This is a genomic window from Sedimenticola selenatireducens, from assembly GCF_963675335.2.
In the GTDB taxonomy this organism is placed as follows: Bacteria; Pseudomonadota; Gammaproteobacteria; order Chromatiales; family Chromatiaceae; genus Sedimenticola; species Sedimenticola selenatireducens.
In genome coordinates this window covers 122,428-139,079 of sequence record NZ_CAXXYC010000001.1, presented here as the reverse complement: position 1 = coordinate 139,079, position 16,652 = coordinate 122,428, and the positions used below count along the sequence as shown (strand labels likewise).

Genomic DNA, 16,652 nt, shown 5'->3' with positions numbered 1-16,652 from the left:
CTGATAGAGGCCACAACATGCCTATGAGGTTTGAATGGATCGTTACTAGAGGACTTGGGAGAAAAGCGTTTGTTCTTTGCTATACATAGAGAAGTTATTATCTGTTTACGCAGTGACCTGTATTGCCGCTAACGCCCGGAGGTATGCGGAATGACCCCGTATATCGGAAAGCCCTGTGACCAGGAGAGTCCGGGTGCAAATAGCACAGCCGCTTGACCGCACAATAAAAACCTGGGTATATCATGACTTATATTCACCAAACTATCCTGAAGCTCCAACACACCAGCCCGGCACAGACGGAATTTTACCAAGCGGTTGAAGAGGTGCTGAATTCTCTGCGGCCGATCCTGGAGAACGACGAAAACTACAGACACCACGCCATCATTGAGCGGCTAGTCGAGCCGGAACGCCAGATCATGTTCCGTGTACCCTGGGTGAATGATCTTGGGGAGATCCAGGTCAATAAGGGCTATCGCATCGAGTTCAATTCAGCACTCGGTCCCTACAAGGGTGGGCTCCGCTTTCATCCCAGCGTCAACGCCAGCATCATCAAATTTCTGGGGTTCGAGCAGGTGTTTAAAAACGCGCTGACCGGCCTGCCCATCGGTGGTGGAAAAGGCGGAGCCAACTTTGACCCAAAGGGCAAATCTGACGGTGAAATCATGCGTTTCTGCCAATCCTTTATGAACGAGATGTATCGTCACATTGGGCCGACCACCGATGTACCAGCCGGGGATATCGGCGTAGGGGCGCGCGAGATCGGCTACATGTTTGGTCAATACAAGCGGCTGACCGGACGCTATGAAGGGGTACTTACCGGCAAGAGCCTGCTGTGGGGTGGCTCGCTGGCACGCAAGGAGGCCACCGGTTACGGCTGTGCCTACTTCGCCCAATACATGCTGGAAGCGAAGGGCGACAGCCTGGCCGGCAAGCGCTGCCTGGTGTCGGGTGCGGGCAACGTGGCGATCTATACCATCGAAAAACTATATCAGCTGGGCGCCCGTCCAATCACCTGCTCTGATTCCAGTGGCACCCTCTACCATGCAGAAGGCATTAACCTCGACACGCTGAAAGACCTGAAAGAGGTACGCAAGGCGCGCCTGGACAACTATCTTGCCCCACACCCCGGGGCGAAATTCATACCGGTAAGCGAGTATCCGGATGATGGTCATGCGGTGTGGCGCATACCCGGTGATCTGGCCTTCCCCTGCGCCACCCAGAACGAGTTGGGCGCGGCTGACGCCGTGGAACTGCTCAGCAATGGCTGTATCGCGGTTACCGAGGGGGCCAATATGCCGACTTCCCAGGATGCGGTGGATCTATTCCGGGATGCCCGGATCTGTTTTGGTCCGGGCAAGGCGGCCAATGCCGGAGGCGTATCGGTCAGTCAGCTGGAGATGGCGCAGAACGCCAGCATGCAGACCTGGAGTTTTGACGAGGTGGACAGGAAGCTCAAGGCAATCATGTCCCGCATCTACCAAAACGCCAGTGAGACGGCCAGGGAGTTCGGGAAACCCCATGACCTGGTATTGGGTGCCAATATCGCCGGTTTTCGGCGGGTGGCGGATGCAATGATTGAGCAGGGTGTGGTCTAGCGCGCGGCAACCTGCTGAGACACCTGTTGGCGATGTGCCCGTCTGTCACGGCGCAGCAGAGACAGCTTAAGAAATGGTTTTATGAAACCAATCGTGTTACAGATTGCCACACTATGGAATAAACCGATCTGCTCATAAACACCCGAGCGGAACAACCGACTGGAAGCAGCATGACTGTGAAAACACACCGATTAGGCCTGGCCGCCGCAATACTGATGATCTCAGGTACACTGGCCGCTGATGCAACCGGGCCACTGAGCCAGTATCAGCCGCCATTGAGCGAGGCATTCAAGCAGCAACTCAGAGAGGCCGATCTTACCGCCGGAGAGCACACCTTCATGCGCAAATGCTCATCCTGCCACGACCTTAAGCAAGAGGGCGGTCATGGCAAGGGGCCGCACTTGTGGAACCTGATGGGGCGCAAGGCCGGTACGGTAGCCGGGTTTGAATTCTCCGCCGCCATGCGCGACAGTGGTCACACCTGGAATATCAATACCCTCAACTACTATTTGACCAATACGGAGCGGGCGGTACCCGGCAGGCTCATGGACTTTCGCGGCATCCGTCGGGATCAGGAGCGCGCCAATCTTATCGCTTTCCTGAACCAGTTCAACGACAACCCGCCCGCTCTGCCTGAATGAGCACGGCCGCTATTGCGTAACTGTCCGCCCGGCATGTGGACGGCGCCAGAAGCGATAGACGATCAGGGTATGAATCAACAGGCCGGCCGCCGACAGGTAGCCGATCATGCCGTCATAATTTCCCACCATGAAGTTGAACGTGCTGTCCGGATTTAGGTCGGTGAATTTTCGTACGATTTTGATCACAAACACAAAGCCGGCATGCGCCCCAATGCAATAGGCGATATTGCCGGTGCGCTCCCGTACCACGGCAAAAAAAGCGCCCAGTCCAAACAGGGCAATGAATGAATCGGCTATCTGCCATTCGGTAAACTGCACAAAGGCACCGGACAGAATCAACAATCCACTGTACCAGGCCCCCGCCGCATCGCCTGACACCGGCAGCGGTTTAATAAAATGCAGGCCGGCATAGAACAGGCTGGAGAGTAACAGGGTTACTGCAAAGCCGTGATCCCTGCGGATGGCACCAAACAGCCCACCACGGAAAAAGGTCTCCTCGATAAAACCGATCAGCAAGCCGCCGATCAGGGCAACCAGGGTAGTTTTTAGCAGCAGGGGTAACCATGCCTCCGCTGGAATGCTGACGCTGCGCACGCCAAACAGGATCAGGGCGGCACTTAACAGCATCAGGATCAGCAGACCACTGAGCCAGCCTCGCAGCAGATCACGCAGAAATTCCGATTTCGCGAGGCCATAACCAAGCCCGATCCTGTTGTCGATGGCAAAGTGCCGGATGATCAGAATAAACCCTGGTATGGCAATCAGCTTTGCCACGGTATTGATCAACTTGTGCGGTCCATTGCTCATGCTCTCCTGCAGCAGATTGTAGAGCGGATAGTTGATCAGGGCGCTGAGAAACAGGGACACCAGCAGAAGCAGGACAAAGTAGGCGAAGGCGCGCATGAGTGACGGATACTCCGGTGCGGATCATTGGCATGGTGGACAGAGGTCAGCCGCGCATTCTACCGGAAACCGGCAGTCGGCAACATGCCGATGCCGAACTGGACGCGAATCGACCGATCATCATACCGGCGGCCTCCATGCGAACCAGACAATATCGACTACACTATCCTGACCGGATGCAGATCCATGCAAGCAATAAAAATCCGGCCTTTGGCGGTAACCCGAACAAGAGAATCGTGATGTTTCATAAATCACACCAAACGGTCAGGCAATACCGCCAAGCCATAACCATTCATTTTTAAATCAATTTAAATATCACCCTGAGACACCTCAGGCTGAACACAACCATTTTGCAGTACAGTTTAAAATATTGGCCCCAGCAGCCGGAAGAGTAGCCGGTGAAAAAGGTTATTCTCCTGTCCCTCGGGTTGCCCATATATAGGGAGGAAAGCAGAAATGTACATTAGAGGAGAATCATCCAGGCGGCAGGACAAGCATAACCCCACCGACCGGCAGGCAAGCAGAGAAGCTGACCCGTCCGCGTCTTCCCGCAACCGCTCCGCCCCCCAGAAAGCGTGGCTACTGCTGCTATGTCCACTTGCCGCGCTGGCGCAGACAACTACACCGGATTGCCCCCGATTGGAACAGTGGTCCGCAAAACTGGAACCTGGCAAGACCTTTTCCATCACACCAAAACTGGAGCTTACCACCCTGTTGAGCGATGAGCTCACCACCCCCCTGTTCGGCAGTCCCGGGCGCACCTGGAGCACCGAACGACTGTCCGAAATCGGCGCTGAACTGCAGCAGTGCCGGCGGGCAGCAGCCAAACGCAAGGACAAACAGGCTGCAAATGATCTGTATAAGGCGATGAAGGAGCTACGGACCGCTTCCAAATCCCTGTTTCGTGTTGAGCGGGCCAGGGTGACAGCGGATCGGGATGTCCAGTTACTTGTCGACCAGCCACCGACACCCGGTCTGTCAAACCTGATTGCGCTCGCCCAACAGGCATTGCGAGGCGTCGATGTGCAGCAGGAACTACGCAGCAATCGAAGTTTCGGTCCAATCGGCGGCAATGTAGCAAACCTGCAACGGGCCTATGATTCACTGCCGGAAAAGGACCGTGAAGCGCTGATTGCCCGATTGGGTGAGAGAGGGGAAAGCGCAAATAGCGAACAGCAGTCTATTGATCAGGAGTGGGCCGAGGCCAGGCAGGCGCTTGCCGGTGTGCCGGCCGACGCGCAGGGGCTACAGACGCTGCAGCGCCTCGTTCAGCTGCCAATACTGGACAAGGTGGACCGGAATGAGGCACGCGCCTATCGCGACGCCATACAGAAAAAGCGCTGGGCAATCCAAAGCAGCCTGCAAAAACAGCAGGCGCAACAGGCCGCTGCAGAAGCAGCCAGGCCGATTGACCTGATCGCCAGGCTGGAGGCCCTGTTCAGCGGCGACAGGGTGGATACAGCCAGCCTCGGCGGACTGCAGCCCGGCATGCCATACAGCCAGGCCGCCAACACCCTGGAACGCGATTGGCATTTTGAGGGCGAATTTCCCCCTACAGGATCACCGACAAAGTATGCAGGAACCCGCCAGGAGTGGCCTAGATTCAAAAGTGAGCGACGCAATGGCGGCATTGTGGAACTGGCCAAACTCGATGATGGACAGATCGGACAGATTACCTATACCGAGCTCTACAAGGCGATGGTGATTGACGCTGTTGCACGCAATTGGCTCATTCAGCGTTTCGGCGAACCCGACGACATGCAGGCATCTTCCGAGTCGCACCTGATGAGCTGGAATGCGGGTTCTCGACGGCTACAGGTCAGTCTCTCCCATCAGCTGGATATGTTTGACAGGTCGGCCGGTTACAAGAGTCAACTTGCCATAGCCGTGTGGAATGAAGCATATGAGGATTTTCTACAGGCACAGAACGCGCGCTGTGATGAGATCCGCAAGATCCCCAGAAATGAGATGAGCATCGAACAGTCGGTGTGGTTCTTCCCCAACTGCCCGCTCGGGCCGGGGCATCACGACACCGCGGGGTTATAGTCTAAAAAAAACAAGGGATAGTCGGGTTAACTACTGCCTAACCCGACGACCCCTTGAACCGGTGGCGATCCCTATCGATCATTACCACCGGAGTCAGCCTACCTTCACTTTTTACCTTCTATCAGGAGCAGCAGCTCCCCTCCTGTACCCCCAGGCGTTTTAGAATGCTCGCCAGGGGACAGAAGTTGGTGAGCCCACTCTGTGCCAGGTTCAACCCGACAAACACACCCAGAAAAATCCAGTTGGGGTGAACAAAATGGGCCAGGGCGATACTGATCAATACCATCAGTCCCGCCACAATATGTACGATTCGATCAACTGTCATTAGTCTCAATCTCCCAATTGACTATGATGATTAGAAGCGATAGGACATCTGCAGATTCACCACATTCTGCTCCAGCTCGATCTTGTTGCCACTGCCGCTGTTCGAGGTCACCTCGTTATGGAAGGCATGGGCATAGGAGAGCGAGGTAAACAGGCGCTGGCCGAGCTGACGGGTCAGACCCAGTGTCAGATGCGCCTCGGTGACCGCCAGGGAGCCGATATTGCTGTCCACGTCTTCCGGGCCGATGGGCGATTCCCCATAGTTGAAGCCTGCGCGCACGGTGGTTTTTGGATTAACCTGTTTCTGCACACCGATGGCAAACACGGTCTGGTCCGACCAGCCGAAATTCATCTGGGATGTGCCGGCCGGCGTCTTGAAGGCGACCTTGTCCAGCACATCACTGAAGGCGATATGCTTGATATCGGCCTCGATCAGCAGACCCGGCATCGGCTTGAAGGCGAGTCCAACACTGAAGATCGGCGGCGCATCCATGGTCATGCCATAAGTACCCGCCATGGTGTTCCACTTGAACTCATCCATCTCCTGCTTGGTGGTATAGGAGGCACCGATGGTGAAACGGGGATTGGGTTTATAGGTCAGACCAAAGGTGGCACCAAAACCATACACCTGATTTTGCGGCAGCTGGAACATGGGAGTGGCTAAAGCCAGGCTCTGATAGTCGATGTTCAGCGCCGCGCCCACCGCCAGCTTGTCATTCACCTGATAACCGAATCCCGGGGCGATCTTGTAAAACTGCTTGGTGGTGACAATCGACTGGAAACCGGGCGCTGGCTGCGTGTCCGGAAAATCCACCCCCATGCCGGAAAGTCCGGCCATGCCCATGCCCAGGGTCAGCTTCTCATTCGGCCGATAGGCGAGCGCTCCTGCCGGCATCAGATAGTAATCCGAATCACTGTCCTGGTTGTTCACCTTGCGCGGCGGGTTCAGGATGCCGAAACCGAAATCGGCCCGAAACTCCTGCATGGACAGGTCGGCCAGGCCGGCCGGATTGGTCAGTACGGTGGCCGCGTCCTGGGGCGCGGCGGTGTGAGCACCGGCCATGCCCCACTGCATGGCGGTTACACCCAGCATCTGGTCGCCATTGGTAGCGAAAGACGGGGCGCTGATGATACCAAGTGCCATGGCTACTGACAGTCTGCAGTATAATTTCTGCATTATATTCTCCTCCAATTGATGGTTTTATGTGGCTGTTTGTTTTTGTTGTTTAACGGAGCAGCGCGGACTTTCCGGGCACACCACGGAATATACTGTGGCAACTGAAGCAACCCTGTGTGATATCCCCTACCAACGCGGATGCCTTGATCATATCCCCTTCATCCGCGGCCGCTGCCAAACGCTTGGCATTTCCCTCCACGGCATCATTGAACCCGGCCAACGCACTGAGACCTTCGTCATTGACAAACTTGATATCCAGATAGGGCACCAGGCCACCGATCGGGATGCGGTGATTGGCCAGACGACGAGCGCTGTCAGCGGCCTGCTCGGCATTGTCGGTAAGGACACCGGTGACCATGCTATGGTAATCCGACAGCACCTCATGCATCACCTGGCGCAGGGTCACCTTGTTGCTGTGACGGGTATGCTGGCCATAGATCTGCAGCAACAGTTTCTTGGTCTGGGGTGACAGTGCCTTGACCTTTTCCTGCAGCTCCGGTTTCATTAAACTGATCTGCTGACCCATCATCTGTTGCAGTTTCTGCATATCGGGCGCAGCATTCTGGGCCTGCGCCACGCTGACGCTGGCGGACAGACTGATGGCGGCGAGTAGCACCGCACCTTTTTTGATAGTACCTTGAAACTGTTTTATCGGGTTTTGCATAAAATGAGACCTCTTCTGCGGTTGCACAACGGCATGAAAAACATGGACTGTCTGTTGGTTTTGTTGTAACTGGTGAGATTGTCGAAGAGTTATGCGGATTTGATTGCGCTGAGGTGTCATGTTGTTTCAAATTGTTTCAAAGCGGTTACATATATCCGATCGGAACGGCCATGAGTGAGCAGACCGGCCGTCTGCTGGTGGTGGATGACGAACCTGAACTGCGGGCATTGCTGAAACGTTATCTGACCGAACAGGGTTACCAGGTCGAGGCGGTGGCCGACGGCACGGCCATGGAGCGTTATCTGAAAAAGCAGCCGGTGGACCTGATCATTCTCGATCTGATGATGCCGGGTGATGACGGTTTGACCCTGGCCAGGCGCTTACGCCAGCAGGGGGACCAGGCCATCATCATGCTCTCCGCCCGGGGCGACGAAGTGGACAAGATCGTCGGACTCGAGGTGGGGGCTGATGACTACCTGACCAAACCGTTCAATCCACGCGAATTGCTGGCGCGGGTACGCGCGGTCCTGCGGCGCAGCCCGCAAACACAGCCCACCCACGCGACTCCCGGGGAAGTGATCCGTTTCGGACCGTTTGAACTCAATCTCTACAGCCATAAACTGAGCCGGGGACAGACGGACATTCCGCTCACCGCCGGTGAATTTGAACTGCTGCGCATTTTTGCCCAGCACCCGAACAGCGTATTGAGCCGGGATCGCCTGCTCAATCTGACCAAGGGCTACGAGCGCGCTCCCTTCGACCGCAGTATCGATGTACGGGTCAACCGGCTGCGCCGCAAGATCGAGACGGATGTCTCCGAGCCGCACTACCTGCGCACCATTTGGGGCGCGGGCTATCTTTTCTCCCCCGATACGTAGTCCTGCCCTGTGACGTTCCTCAAGCCACGCACCCTGTTCGGCCGCACCCTGAACACCATCGCCGTGGTTTCCATCGGCTTCCTGGTGTTCATGCTGATGGTGATCGGCTCACTGCTGCTGATTCCCCTCGGGCAGCGCTCCGCGGATGACCTGGCGGCCCTGATGATCGCCAGTGCGGAACAGTGGCAGACAGCCGGCTCTGAACGCCCCGCGCTGGAGGCGATGTTCGTCAATCGCTACCACATCACCCTGACCGGTAGCGACCAATCCCATCCACCCAGCAACAGCTGGCTACCCTACCGCTTCTTTCTTGAACAGGCACTGAGTCAGCGCACCGGGCAACCGATTCGGCTGCTGGAGGAACGCTCGGTCAGCCAGGGACAGTGGTTCTGGGTCGATATCCCAATCAGGGGGCAACTGATACGGCTCGGCTTTCCACGCTCCCGAATCGGCGTCCGCCCGCCTGTCGCCATCCTGCTGGTGCTGATTGTCGGTGTCGGCGTGACCCTGATCACTGCCGTGGTCCTGGTCAAGCGCCAGACCGCGCCGCTGGAGTCACTGTCCAAGGCGGTCCGCACCCTGGGGTCCGGTGAGTGGCCCGATCCGATTGCCGAACGGGGTCCCGATGAGCTGGCCAACCTGGCCCGCAGCTTCAACCGCATGACCGGGCAGGTGCGGGAACTGCTGGCCAACCGCACCACTCTGTTGGCCGGCATCTCCCATGACCTGCGCACCCCCATCACGCAGATTCAGCTGGCCCTGGCGATGTTGCCCGATGAAGGAGGCGATGCCGAACTGCTGGCCGGCATTCGCCGCGATCTGGAGCGGATGAACCGGTTGATCGGCATGTTTCTGGATATCAGCCGGGGACTGGAGGGGGGACAGAGTGAGAACCTGCTGATCGAGCCGCTGCTGGACGAACTGGTCCGGAAGTTCAGGGAACATGGCGTCACCATCCACTGGCAACCCTGCCCCGGCTGTCGCCAGGAGGTCAACGCCATGGCATTGACCCGCATCGTCTCCAATCTGCTGGAAAACGCCCTGCGCTATGGAGAAGGATCACCTATCTCCGTGACTTGCGGCTGTACCGAAAAAGGGGTGGTCATTGCGGTCTCGGACCAGGGGCCAGGCATCCCTGAAGAGGAACTGGAAAATGTCTTCCGCCCCTTCTACCGCCTGGAACAGTCGCGCAACCAGGGTACCGGCGGCAGCGGCCTGGGCCTTGCCATCGTCCGGCAACTGGCGCTGGCCTATGGATGGGATGTGGCACTGCAGGCCAAGCCGGAGAGCGGCACAACAGCCACCATCAGCCTGAACCGAAAAAACTGTAAAACACTACCCTGACCCACATCCTGCGTTGTTCCCTGCCAGGCAATCAGGACCAAACGCAACCCGACCCGAAAAAAGCACCGCTCCGGACGGCTGTTCCGATCCTCCGAACGATCCAACAACACGACGGCCACTCAGGCATTCCAAGTCTGGAAGCATCGTGGTCCGGTTACAAACCGCCGGTAGGCCGCATAGGGCGAAAAAGGGATGCCGATGACCGTTATTGCGGGCAGCACAACACCCCCAGGAAAAATCAGTGGAGCAGGTTATTCCGGATCACGATCTGTTCCGACAGCAGGGCGCGTATCAGTTCGGTCTGCCGGCTGGTGCCGGTCTTCTGGAAAATACTCTTGAGATACCAACGTGCCGTCTCATAACTGAGTTCCGCCGCGGTCGCGGCCTGGCGTAGCGTGCTGCCCTGACTCAAGTTGCGTGTGAGCCTCGCCTCGGTTTTGGTGAGTTGATAACGTTGCTGCAGCCAGTCCACAGAAACAACCGACTCCTGTTCCGGATCATTCAGGATGAGGGCGACAGCGGCCCTTTCCGCCTGGAACGGGCCGGGCGTCTGGCGCGGTAGCGGTATGGCGACAGCACAGAGTGGCGGCCTGCCCTCCGGGCGGCGCAGGCTGGCCAGATGCGCAGACCCGGCATCCGACCCGAGATGAGCGGCCAGCGCACAACGGATCACCCCGGCCAGCTTCCGCTCATCCCCCCGATGACTGGCAACCAGCCTGGAATGCCTGACAACCAATCCATCGTGCCGTCTGAGCAGCGCCTCGGCAAACGGATTGGCCTGGATGATATGGCGATCAGTATCGAGCAGCAGCACCCCGCAGGTCATGCGATCGATTATCGCGAGCAGATCCTTGCGGGATGACTCTTCGACCGCAAGACGCCGTGCCACCCGCACGGCATTGGCAAGATGGCCGCTGACCCACCTGAAGCGATCTATATCGTGCGTCGTGAACGGCCGCATCTGCCGGGGTCGATAGAGGAAGCATTTTGTCTGGGCGTATTCATCGACATAAAGATTGATACCCAGCGTATGAATGAAATCCTGCGGTTTCATCCATTCGTTATAGAGCTCGGTTTTATGATAGAACCCCTGTTTTCTGTAATAACGGTCGAGGGAATTGTCGGTTCGCACATACCCTTGCCGCTGCAGCGCGGGCACCTCCCGCCAGGGGTTACTGCATAAAAAGCGCCCGATATAACAGTCCAGCAGACCGGCATCAATCCCGCGCAAGTTCACCGGCGACACCCGGTTGCGCTGCAGATGGGTGGTATAAATTCCGGAAGCGATACAACCGAACATCTGTTCCAGGGTTTCCAGTACCAGCGGCCAGACAGTGGCATCCAGTGCCGCCGCATATATCTGATCGATTAGCTTTTGGGATCGCTCCACTGCTTCCATCCTGCGGCGTGCCCATAGGATTGGCCACGCCGTCGCCGATAAACTTCCGTATAAATCTGGTGAATCCGTAACGATTGGTCACCGGAAACCCAGCACAAACAGGCAAACCCGGTCTTATGACCGATTCCCTTGATAATAGTCGGCTTTTTTCTATCTTCAATGTGGCCTGGGTGGGTGACGTCGATTCCGAAATGGTTTCCGCCTGATTTGTGCTGACGCTCTGCAGCCCCTGCGGTTCCGGGGCTGCTATAGTTTGCAGAGGATTAACTGAAAATTTGACCCGTAAAGACCGGGGCCGGACTCCGGAGCAGGAGGGTGGTTGCCTTGGAAGCCGGAATTCCGATACAGGTTCTTCTGCCACTGGTGATCGCGGCCATGATGCTGGGCGTCGGCATGAGCCTGCGCATAACCGACTTTACCGCGTTGTTGACGACGCCGCTTTCAGCGGTCATCGGCCTGTTGAGCATGTTTCTGATATTTCCGGGCCTCTCCTTCCTGATTGCCGGGAGCTACCCGCTATCCATGGAACTGCAGATTGGACTGGTATTGCTGGCGGCCAGTCCATCGGCCTCAACCTCCACCCTGTTCACCTATCTTGCCCGGGGCGATGCCGCCCTGTCACTGACACTGACCGCCATCAGCAAGTTGCTCCCGGTAATCACAATCCCGCTCTATATCGGCCTTGCCGCACGGCTGTTCGCCAGTACCGATACCACCCTGGACCTGAGGCTTGAGATGATTTCCGAGCGGCTGGTCCAGATGGTGTTGCTGCCCACACTGGCCGGTATGGCCCTGCAGCATTTCAGGCCCCGCTTTGCCGATCGGATAAGGCCCGCTGTGATTCGTATAGCGGTAATCGCGCTGATCCTGCTGATTGCCGCACTGGTGTTCCGTGAACGTCATAAACTGCCGGACATGCTGCTGCAGGCCGGCCCCGCTGCCTTGACACTGTGCCTGGCCGGCATGGCCTGCGCCTATTTACTGGCCCGTGTTACACGGCTGCAACCCCGACAGAACACGGCTATTGTGATCGAGACAGGCATGCAGAGCGGCGGCACTGCCATTGCCATTGCGGCCGGCATACTTGCGGTACCGGCCATGGCCGTGCCTGCTGCCGTCTACTCCCTGATCATGTACCTGGTGACGGCCATGTTCGTCCATCTGAAGCGGGGTGGGAAATTCCACCTTGTCCACACCCGACCCGAGGGGCCGCTGGACACCTGACTCAGCGCTCTAGCCTCACCTTGATATCCCGGTGAAGCTGGTTATCCCGAATCAGGTAATATTAGTGAGTTGTTCTCTGGCCGCATTTCCTTGCCATACCCTGGGAGCCTGTCGGACTTAACACTGATCTACTGCGGAAAAGCCCGACAGGCCTCCTAGTTCGAAGCTTCCCAGCCTGCGTCGGTCCGGACGAAGGCGACCTTGGACCGTATGGCCTGGCCGGTCTTCATCGAGTTGATCAGGCCCCGAACCGGTCCGTCCACCGCCTGTGCGAACCGCGGATCGAGGGCGAACTCGGGTAGGACGGGGGATGCTTCCAGGATGCCGGTCACATAGGTGCGCCCGTCGCGCTTGAACGGTGCCGAAATATCGCTGATCTCCTCGGCCGCGAGCTTGGCGAAACAGAGGCCGTGCTTACCCTGAAAGTAGGGTTCGGCCATTGCGGTCAGGGTGTAGCGGTAGTTCCGATAGGAGACGTTCTGGCTCGGCCGCTCTTCCACTTCGATGAGACCGAGATCGCCAAGCAGCGCGAACCGCCGGACCGTGTCCCGGTCCATCGCCCCCGCCTGCAGAGTGACGGGGAAGGCGGTCACGCTCTGGGTATAGACCGTTGTCACACACCCCTGTGGCGTGCTGTCGAGCTGGGCCTGCGCGGCCGGCAGCAACGCCTCCCCTGCGATGCCCGGGGGCGTGTAGCCGGTCAGTTCCGCGGCCAGTTCCTGCCAGGCCGTCACGGTCAGGTCCCGCGTCTGGGTCGGGTCTTTCATGCGGGTGCCGACCAGCATGTCCGGCTTTCCCTTGATGGCCTCCACCAGCTCCATCTCGAAGACCAGAGAGGGGCCCGACGGTATCTGCATGACCAGCTCGTGCGTGCTGCCGAAGAACCCCGGCTTCTTGTACTCGCCGAAGGCGAGACCCTTGTCGGTGAGCGCGCAGACGAAGGCGCCGAAGGTGGATTCACCGCCCGGCCCGAGCAGCGGCGTGGCGGCGTCGCCGCTCAAGTCGTACCTGGCCAGGGTGTTCTTGCAGGCGACGCTATTCATCTCCTCATCGATCTCGGCCAGCCGCTTCGTCACCGCCTTGCGGTAGGCGCGGATGTTGCGTGGCAGCGGCTGTTGCGGAAACAGCGTGTTGACGGCCGCCTGCACCGTTGCCTTGCCTTCGGCGCTGGCGGGCGCCGCCTGCATCTCGGCAACGAACCCCGGCAATGCCGCCGCCGCCAGGGCATTGGTCCGCTCCGCCTCAATGGTCAGGAAATCCTGCACCTTTCTGCTCTTGTACCTGCTGAGCTCCGCCCGTGCCGTCGCCCGGTAGGTGATCAGACCGCGCAGCCCGTCGAGGCTTTCGGGAAATTTCTTGATCTCCTCGGCTGCCGCCATGACCATCCGGTCGGCGAGGTCGAGCGTGGCGGCATCCAGAAGCTGCACATGCGGCGTCCGCGCCGGACCCAGGGCAATCAGTTTTTTATCCTTCTTCATCGCATTAAGGGTCTCGAAGCTCTCCTTTTCCGGCGGCAGGCTCTTCAGCGCGCTGAGTTGCGCGTCACGGGTCGCAATGGCTTCGTCATATGCCTTGTAGGCGGCCTTGTGGCGCGCCAGCACCGGTGCCGCAGTCTGCGGGTTGAGCTTCTGACCGAGGGCGGCACGCAGCACGTAATCGTCGGCGCCGATCAGCAAGTCGCGTCGTGGATGGCCACGTGGCAGGCCCAGCATCTCGGGCCGTAGTTCCCGCCGGCAGGCTTCCACAGTCTGCGCGAATTTCGCGTACTCGGCCGGCGTTATTTCGGGGAACGGCGCGCCGAACACCGGTATCCAGTATTCATCCTTGAACCCCGAGAGCAGCCAGGTACCGCTTTGGAAGGGCCGGCCGCCGCTCCGTAACGTGTCCTGATCCTCCTGGTAGGCCCTGGAGGCCCAGGTCACGATCGCCTCGCAATCGGGGATTCGGATCGCCGCCGATGCGGGTGCGCCGGACTTCCCTCCGGCGAGTTCCATCTGATCCTTCTTCTGATCGGCTTGCGCCACCACTTTGGCAGGCGCCTGCGCGGATGGAGCTAGGTTCACGGCTTGCCGCTCTGGAACCGGTACCGCGGGTGCTACCACCACAGGCTGACCTGGGAGAGGTGTGTCGACGCTCACATCCGGCGCTGCGGCAGACGGGGTTTTGGCTGCTACCTTGGGGGCCGTCAGGCCGGTTTTTTCACTGCCGGGTGTCTTTGTCGCCACGGAGGCTGTCGCCGGCTGCCGGATACGCCATCCGTCGCCTTTTTCGGCTTCGCCATTCCATACGAGCCGACCGTCACTCATGCCGGTGATGGACAACCGCTCGGCATCGGGGCATTCCCGGGACAGCACCTGTCCAAGGCGCTGGATAATGTCGCCATAGTCGGGCGTGGCGAATTTTCCGGCATCCGTGGCATCGCCCCGAATTTTTACTTCCGGCGCGCACCAGACGTCACCCAGGGCGGTGAATGACATGCCCAGCGATTTGCTGTGAGCAAGGGTTTTATCCGCAATCACCACGCCACTGAAACCGAGCAACAGCGTCGCGACAACTGCAATCTGCGTGGTACGCATGACGATCCTCCTCAGCCCAGCTCCCAGACACCATCCGACTTCTGACACGCCTGGGTCGTCTCGTTATTCGTTCCCTTGTCTGTGGTGACGCTGATCTGAACATCACGACAGCCCAACTGGGTGGTTACTGTGGACGTAGTGGTCTCCATGGCATCCAGGTCGATACCGGCAAACCCTTCCTGCCGGGGCAGGGGCTCGACTTCTATACTGTCAAGATCAATGCCCTTGGCCTTGGCCTGAGCAACGGGGTTATAAGGTTTCACGTAGTCCCCATGCACATAACCCACGGTCACGCCTTTCTTCACCAGCATCAGCCAGCCGCTGTCAGTACGACCCGCGGATGTGACCAGATCACCCGGCTGCAAAGTGGTGATGGCGTGGTAGTCGGTGCCCGGTCCGGAACGGACCCGCAGGGCGGACGTGGTTTCATACTCGCGATTTTCCAGCCGGATACTGGGTACCGCTTCGACCGCCGCCAGTCGCTTGACCTGGCGGGGCTCGCTCTTGTAGCTGATCTCACCGGTTTTGATCTGTGCCGCCGCACCACTGCGATCACTCTGCCAGCTGGAGACGGTGGCGGCAGGTTGATCAAGGACTTCGATGGTTTGTGCCGCCAACGCCTGTCGATCACGTTCATCCAGCGACCGTCCGATCATCTTTCCGGCATAGAAGCCGGCCGCACCACCAATGGCCGCCCCAAGCCAACGATTGTTACCACCAGCCACCTTGGCACCAATCAGGGCACCTCCGACCGCCCCCAAGGCAGAGCCCAGATCCTCCTTGCGCATACTGCCGGTGGTGCCATTGCAACCGACAGAAAGCGCCGCCACGATTAGTACTGAATAGCGCAGTAGCCTGTTCATCTATCTCGCCTCCTTCCCAGCTCGGAAAGCCACCCTGTTTATTCGTCGTGCAGATCGAACCGACCTGCCCGACATTCGTTATGGTGCTAGTTGATTATCCGCAACGGGTTTTATCTGACACCTCCCAAATGGGAGGCAAGGAGGTCAAACGGAAACTAAGACAAACACAGGCACTCCAGCGGTTGCAGGCTCGCCGGATTCAATAATAAAAGTGGGTACAGCCCGCCCCAGGGTATAGTTTCGGAAAAGCCGGTTAATCAGCAGCGGTTAATGCGCGTTCAAATAGCCGCGTCAACTCCTGCGCCTCCTGCAGAAACACCGGCAGCTCCTTGGCCTTCAGACGCTGGCCAAAACGATAGAACAGCAAGTCGTGGCCTCGCCCCTCCACGACCAGTCCGGGGTGGTTCAGCAGAAACGCCCGCACCTCGGGGTTAAACAGCATCCTGCAACGGACACCGTCCCTCGCCAGCAGATGATAGGCCTGACTGAACGCTCGCTCCTCTTCAAAGAACAGCGGCGCGAAGCCGAACCGGGCCGCGACCTGACGCTGGTGACTCCGAGTGGGACTGACATCAAAATCGGCAAAGCGCATTGTCGACTGCACGCGAATCACGGTCTGATTGCGCCGTTCCATACTGACCGGATCATCGGCAGCCGGGTGGGCGCCATAGCCCTCACCCGCCACCATGGCGTCGTAGCTGTAGTCGAAGATATCAATCTGATCACCCTGCTGCTTTCCCGACATCCGGTTGGCGATCTCCCGGTTGCCCTGTGCCAGCAGGTCAAACTCCAGCGCACTCAAGTCGGCGGATATGGGCTGCAGGCCTGAACTAAAAGCCAGCCCCAGTCGTTTGGCGGTATGCTCCAGATTATTGCTCCGCTGCAGTTCCGTATAGACACCGGCCGCGACAATCAGCACGATAACAATCAGGATGGCTATCTTGGTCATGGTTTTCTCTGTTGCGACATCATCCGATTCGGGTCAGACAGCCATCCCTGACTGCCCTGCTCATGGGCT

General features: G+C 58.4%; 15 protein-coding genes. 7 read left to right on the top strand and 8 right to left on the bottom strand.

Annotation, left to right across the window (positions count from 1 at the left end; translation table 11 throughout):
- Positions 1-242 precede the first annotated feature (242 nt).
- Positions 243-1,595, top strand: a complete 1,353-nt coding sequence (gdhA, locus tag ACHZBF_RS00690; RefSeq protein WP_321527402.1) for an NADP-specific glutamate dehydrogenase — start codon at positions 243-245, stop codon at positions 1,593-1,595.
- A gap of 170 nt (positions 1,596-1,765) precedes the next feature.
- A complete protein-coding gene (locus tag ACHZBF_RS00685; protein WP_321527401.1) occupies positions 1,766-2,236 on the top strand; it encodes a c-type cytochrome in 471 nt (156 codons plus the stop codon).
- 9 nt (positions 2,237-2,245) lie between these two features.
- On the opposite strand, the gene ACHZBF_RS00680 is transcribed toward ACHZBF_RS00685, so the two are convergent.
- A complete protein-coding gene (locus ACHZBF_RS00680; protein ID WP_321527400.1) occupies positions 2,246-3,139 on the bottom strand; it encodes a CPBP family intramembrane glutamic endopeptidase in 894 nt (297 codons plus the stop codon).
- A 2-nt stretch (positions 3,140-3,141) separates the two neighbouring features.
- Here ACHZBF_RS00680 and ACHZBF_RS00675 point away from each other — a divergent pair, with 2 nt between their 5' ends.
- Positions 3,142-3,441, top strand: coding sequence for a hypothetical protein (locus ACHZBF_RS00675; protein ID WP_321527399.1), 300 nt, complete (start codon positions 3,142-3,144; stop codon positions 3,439-3,441).
- 154 nt (positions 3,442-3,595) lie between these two features.
- Entirely contained in the window at positions 3,596-5,185 is a 1,590-nt protein-coding gene (locus ACHZBF_RS00670) for a hypothetical protein (RefSeq protein WP_321527398.1), read from the top strand.
- A 121-nt stretch (positions 5,186-5,306) separates the two neighbouring features.
- Here ACHZBF_RS00670 and ACHZBF_RS00665 read toward each other — a convergent pair whose 3' ends face one another.
- From ACHZBF_RS00665 to ACHZBF_RS00655, 3 genes are read right to left on the bottom strand one after another with little or no spacing between them, the layout of a single operon-like run.
- Complete coding sequence (locus tag ACHZBF_RS00665; protein WP_288105357.1) at positions 5,307-5,510, bottom strand: YgaP family membrane protein; 204 nt, start codon at positions 5,508-5,510, stop codon at positions 5,307-5,309.
- 30 nt (positions 5,511-5,540) lie between these two features.
- Entirely contained in the window at positions 5,541-6,686 is a 1,146-nt protein-coding gene (locus tag ACHZBF_RS00660) for an OmpP1/FadL family transporter (RefSeq protein WP_273438642.1), read from the bottom strand.
- A 49-nt stretch (positions 6,687-6,735) separates the two neighbouring features.
- Positions 6,736-7,350, bottom strand: coding sequence for a hypothetical protein (locus ACHZBF_RS00655; protein WP_321527397.1), 615 nt, complete (start codon positions 7,348-7,350; stop codon positions 6,736-6,738).
- 170 nt (positions 7,351-7,520) lie between these two features.
- Here ACHZBF_RS00655 and ACHZBF_RS00650 point away from each other — a divergent pair, with 170 nt between their 5' ends.
- Together ACHZBF_RS00650 and ACHZBF_RS00645 are read left to right on the top strand one after the other, a co-directional pair.
- Positions 7,521-8,228, top strand: coding sequence for a response regulator (locus tag ACHZBF_RS00650; RefSeq protein WP_273438639.1), 708 nt, complete (start codon positions 7,521-7,523; stop codon positions 8,226-8,228).
- Positions 8,229-8,237: 9 nt separating this feature from the next.
- On the top strand, positions 8,238-9,572 hold the full coding sequence (locus ACHZBF_RS00645) for an ATP-binding protein (protein ID WP_321527396.1): 1,335 nt from the start codon (positions 8,238-8,240) through the stop codon (positions 9,570-9,572).
- Between the two features lie 238 nt (positions 9,573-9,810).
- Here the strand turns inward: ACHZBF_RS00645 and ACHZBF_RS00640 are convergent, their stop codons facing one another.
- Positions 9,811-10,962 (bottom strand): helix-turn-helix transcriptional regulator, encoded by a 1,152-nt coding sequence (locus ACHZBF_RS00640; protein WP_321527395.1) that lies wholly within the window; start codon positions 10,960-10,962, stop codon positions 9,811-9,813.
- Positions 10,963-11,295: 333 nt separating this feature from the next.
- Here ACHZBF_RS00640 and ACHZBF_RS00635 point away from each other — a divergent pair, with 333 nt between their 5' ends.
- Positions 11,296-12,195 carry a bile acid:sodium symporter family protein gene (locus ACHZBF_RS00635; protein ID WP_321527394.1) on the top strand — a complete coding sequence of 300 codons (900 nt, stop codon included), beginning with the start codon at positions 11,296-11,298 and terminating at the stop codon, positions 12,193-12,195.
- Between the two features lie 155 nt (positions 12,196-12,350).
- Here ACHZBF_RS00635 and ACHZBF_RS00630 read toward each other — a convergent pair whose 3' ends face one another.
- The 3 genes from ACHZBF_RS00630 to ACHZBF_RS00620 all read right to left on the bottom strand — a co-directional run bounded on the left by ACHZBF_RS00630 (position 12,351) and on the right by ACHZBF_RS00620 (position 16,583).
- Positions 12,351-14,771: a hypothetical protein gene (locus ACHZBF_RS00630; RefSeq protein WP_321527393.1), complete on the bottom strand. Its 2,421-nt coding sequence runs from the start codon at positions 14,769-14,771 to the stop codon at positions 12,351-12,353.
- 11 nt (positions 14,772-14,782) lie between these two features.
- A complete protein-coding gene (locus ACHZBF_RS00625) occupies positions 14,783-15,634 on the bottom strand; it encodes an SH3 domain-containing protein (RefSeq protein ID WP_273438632.1) in 852 nt (283 codons plus the stop codon).
- A 253-nt stretch (positions 15,635-15,887) separates the two neighbouring features.
- Complete coding sequence (locus ACHZBF_RS00620) at positions 15,888-16,583, bottom strand: hypothetical protein (protein WP_273438630.1); 696 nt, start codon at positions 16,581-16,583, stop codon at positions 15,888-15,890.
- Positions 16,584-16,652: the final 69 nt, after the last annotated feature.

Bases quoted from the DNA above. Each gene is read 5' to 3' on its own strand.
- gdhA (WP_321527402.1), top strand. From the start codon at position 243: ATGACTTATATTCACCAAACTATCCTGAAGCTCCAACACACCAGCCCG.
- ACHZBF_RS00685 (WP_321527401.1), top strand. From the start codon at position 1,766: ATGACTGTGAAAACACACCGATTAGGCCTGGCCGCCGCAATACTGATG.
- ACHZBF_RS00680 (WP_321527400.1), bottom strand. From the start codon at position 3,139: ATGCGCGCCTTCGCCTACTTTGTCCTGCTTCTGCTGGTGTCCCTGTTT.
- ACHZBF_RS00670 (WP_321527398.1), top strand. From the start codon at position 3,596: ATGTACATTAGAGGAGAATCATCCAGGCGGCAGGACAAGCATAACCCC.
- ACHZBF_RS00665 (WP_288105357.1), bottom strand. From the start codon at position 5,510: ATGACAGTTGATCGAATCGTACATATTGTGGCGGGACTGATGGTATTG.
- ACHZBF_RS00660 (WP_273438642.1), bottom strand. From the start codon at position 6,686: ATGCAGAAATTATACTGCAGACTGTCAGTAGCCATGGCACTTGGTATC.
- ACHZBF_RS00655 (WP_321527397.1), bottom strand. From the start codon at position 7,350: ATGCAAAACCCGATAAAACAGTTTCAAGGTACTATCAAAAAAGGTGCG.
- ACHZBF_RS00650 (WP_273438639.1), top strand. From the start codon at position 7,521: ATGAGTGAGCAGACCGGCCGTCTGCTGGTGGTGGATGACGAACCTGAA.
- ACHZBF_RS00630 (WP_321527393.1), bottom strand. From the start codon at position 14,771: ATGCGTACCACGCAGATTGCAGTTGTCGCGACGCTGTTGCTCGGTTTC.
- ACHZBF_RS00625 (WP_273438632.1), bottom strand. From the start codon at position 15,634: ATGAACAGGCTACTGCGCTATTCAGTACTAATCGTGGCGGCGCTTTCT.
- ACHZBF_RS00620 (WP_273438630.1), bottom strand. From the start codon at position 16,583: ATGACCAAGATAGCCATCCTGATTGTTATCGTGCTGATTGTCGCGGCC.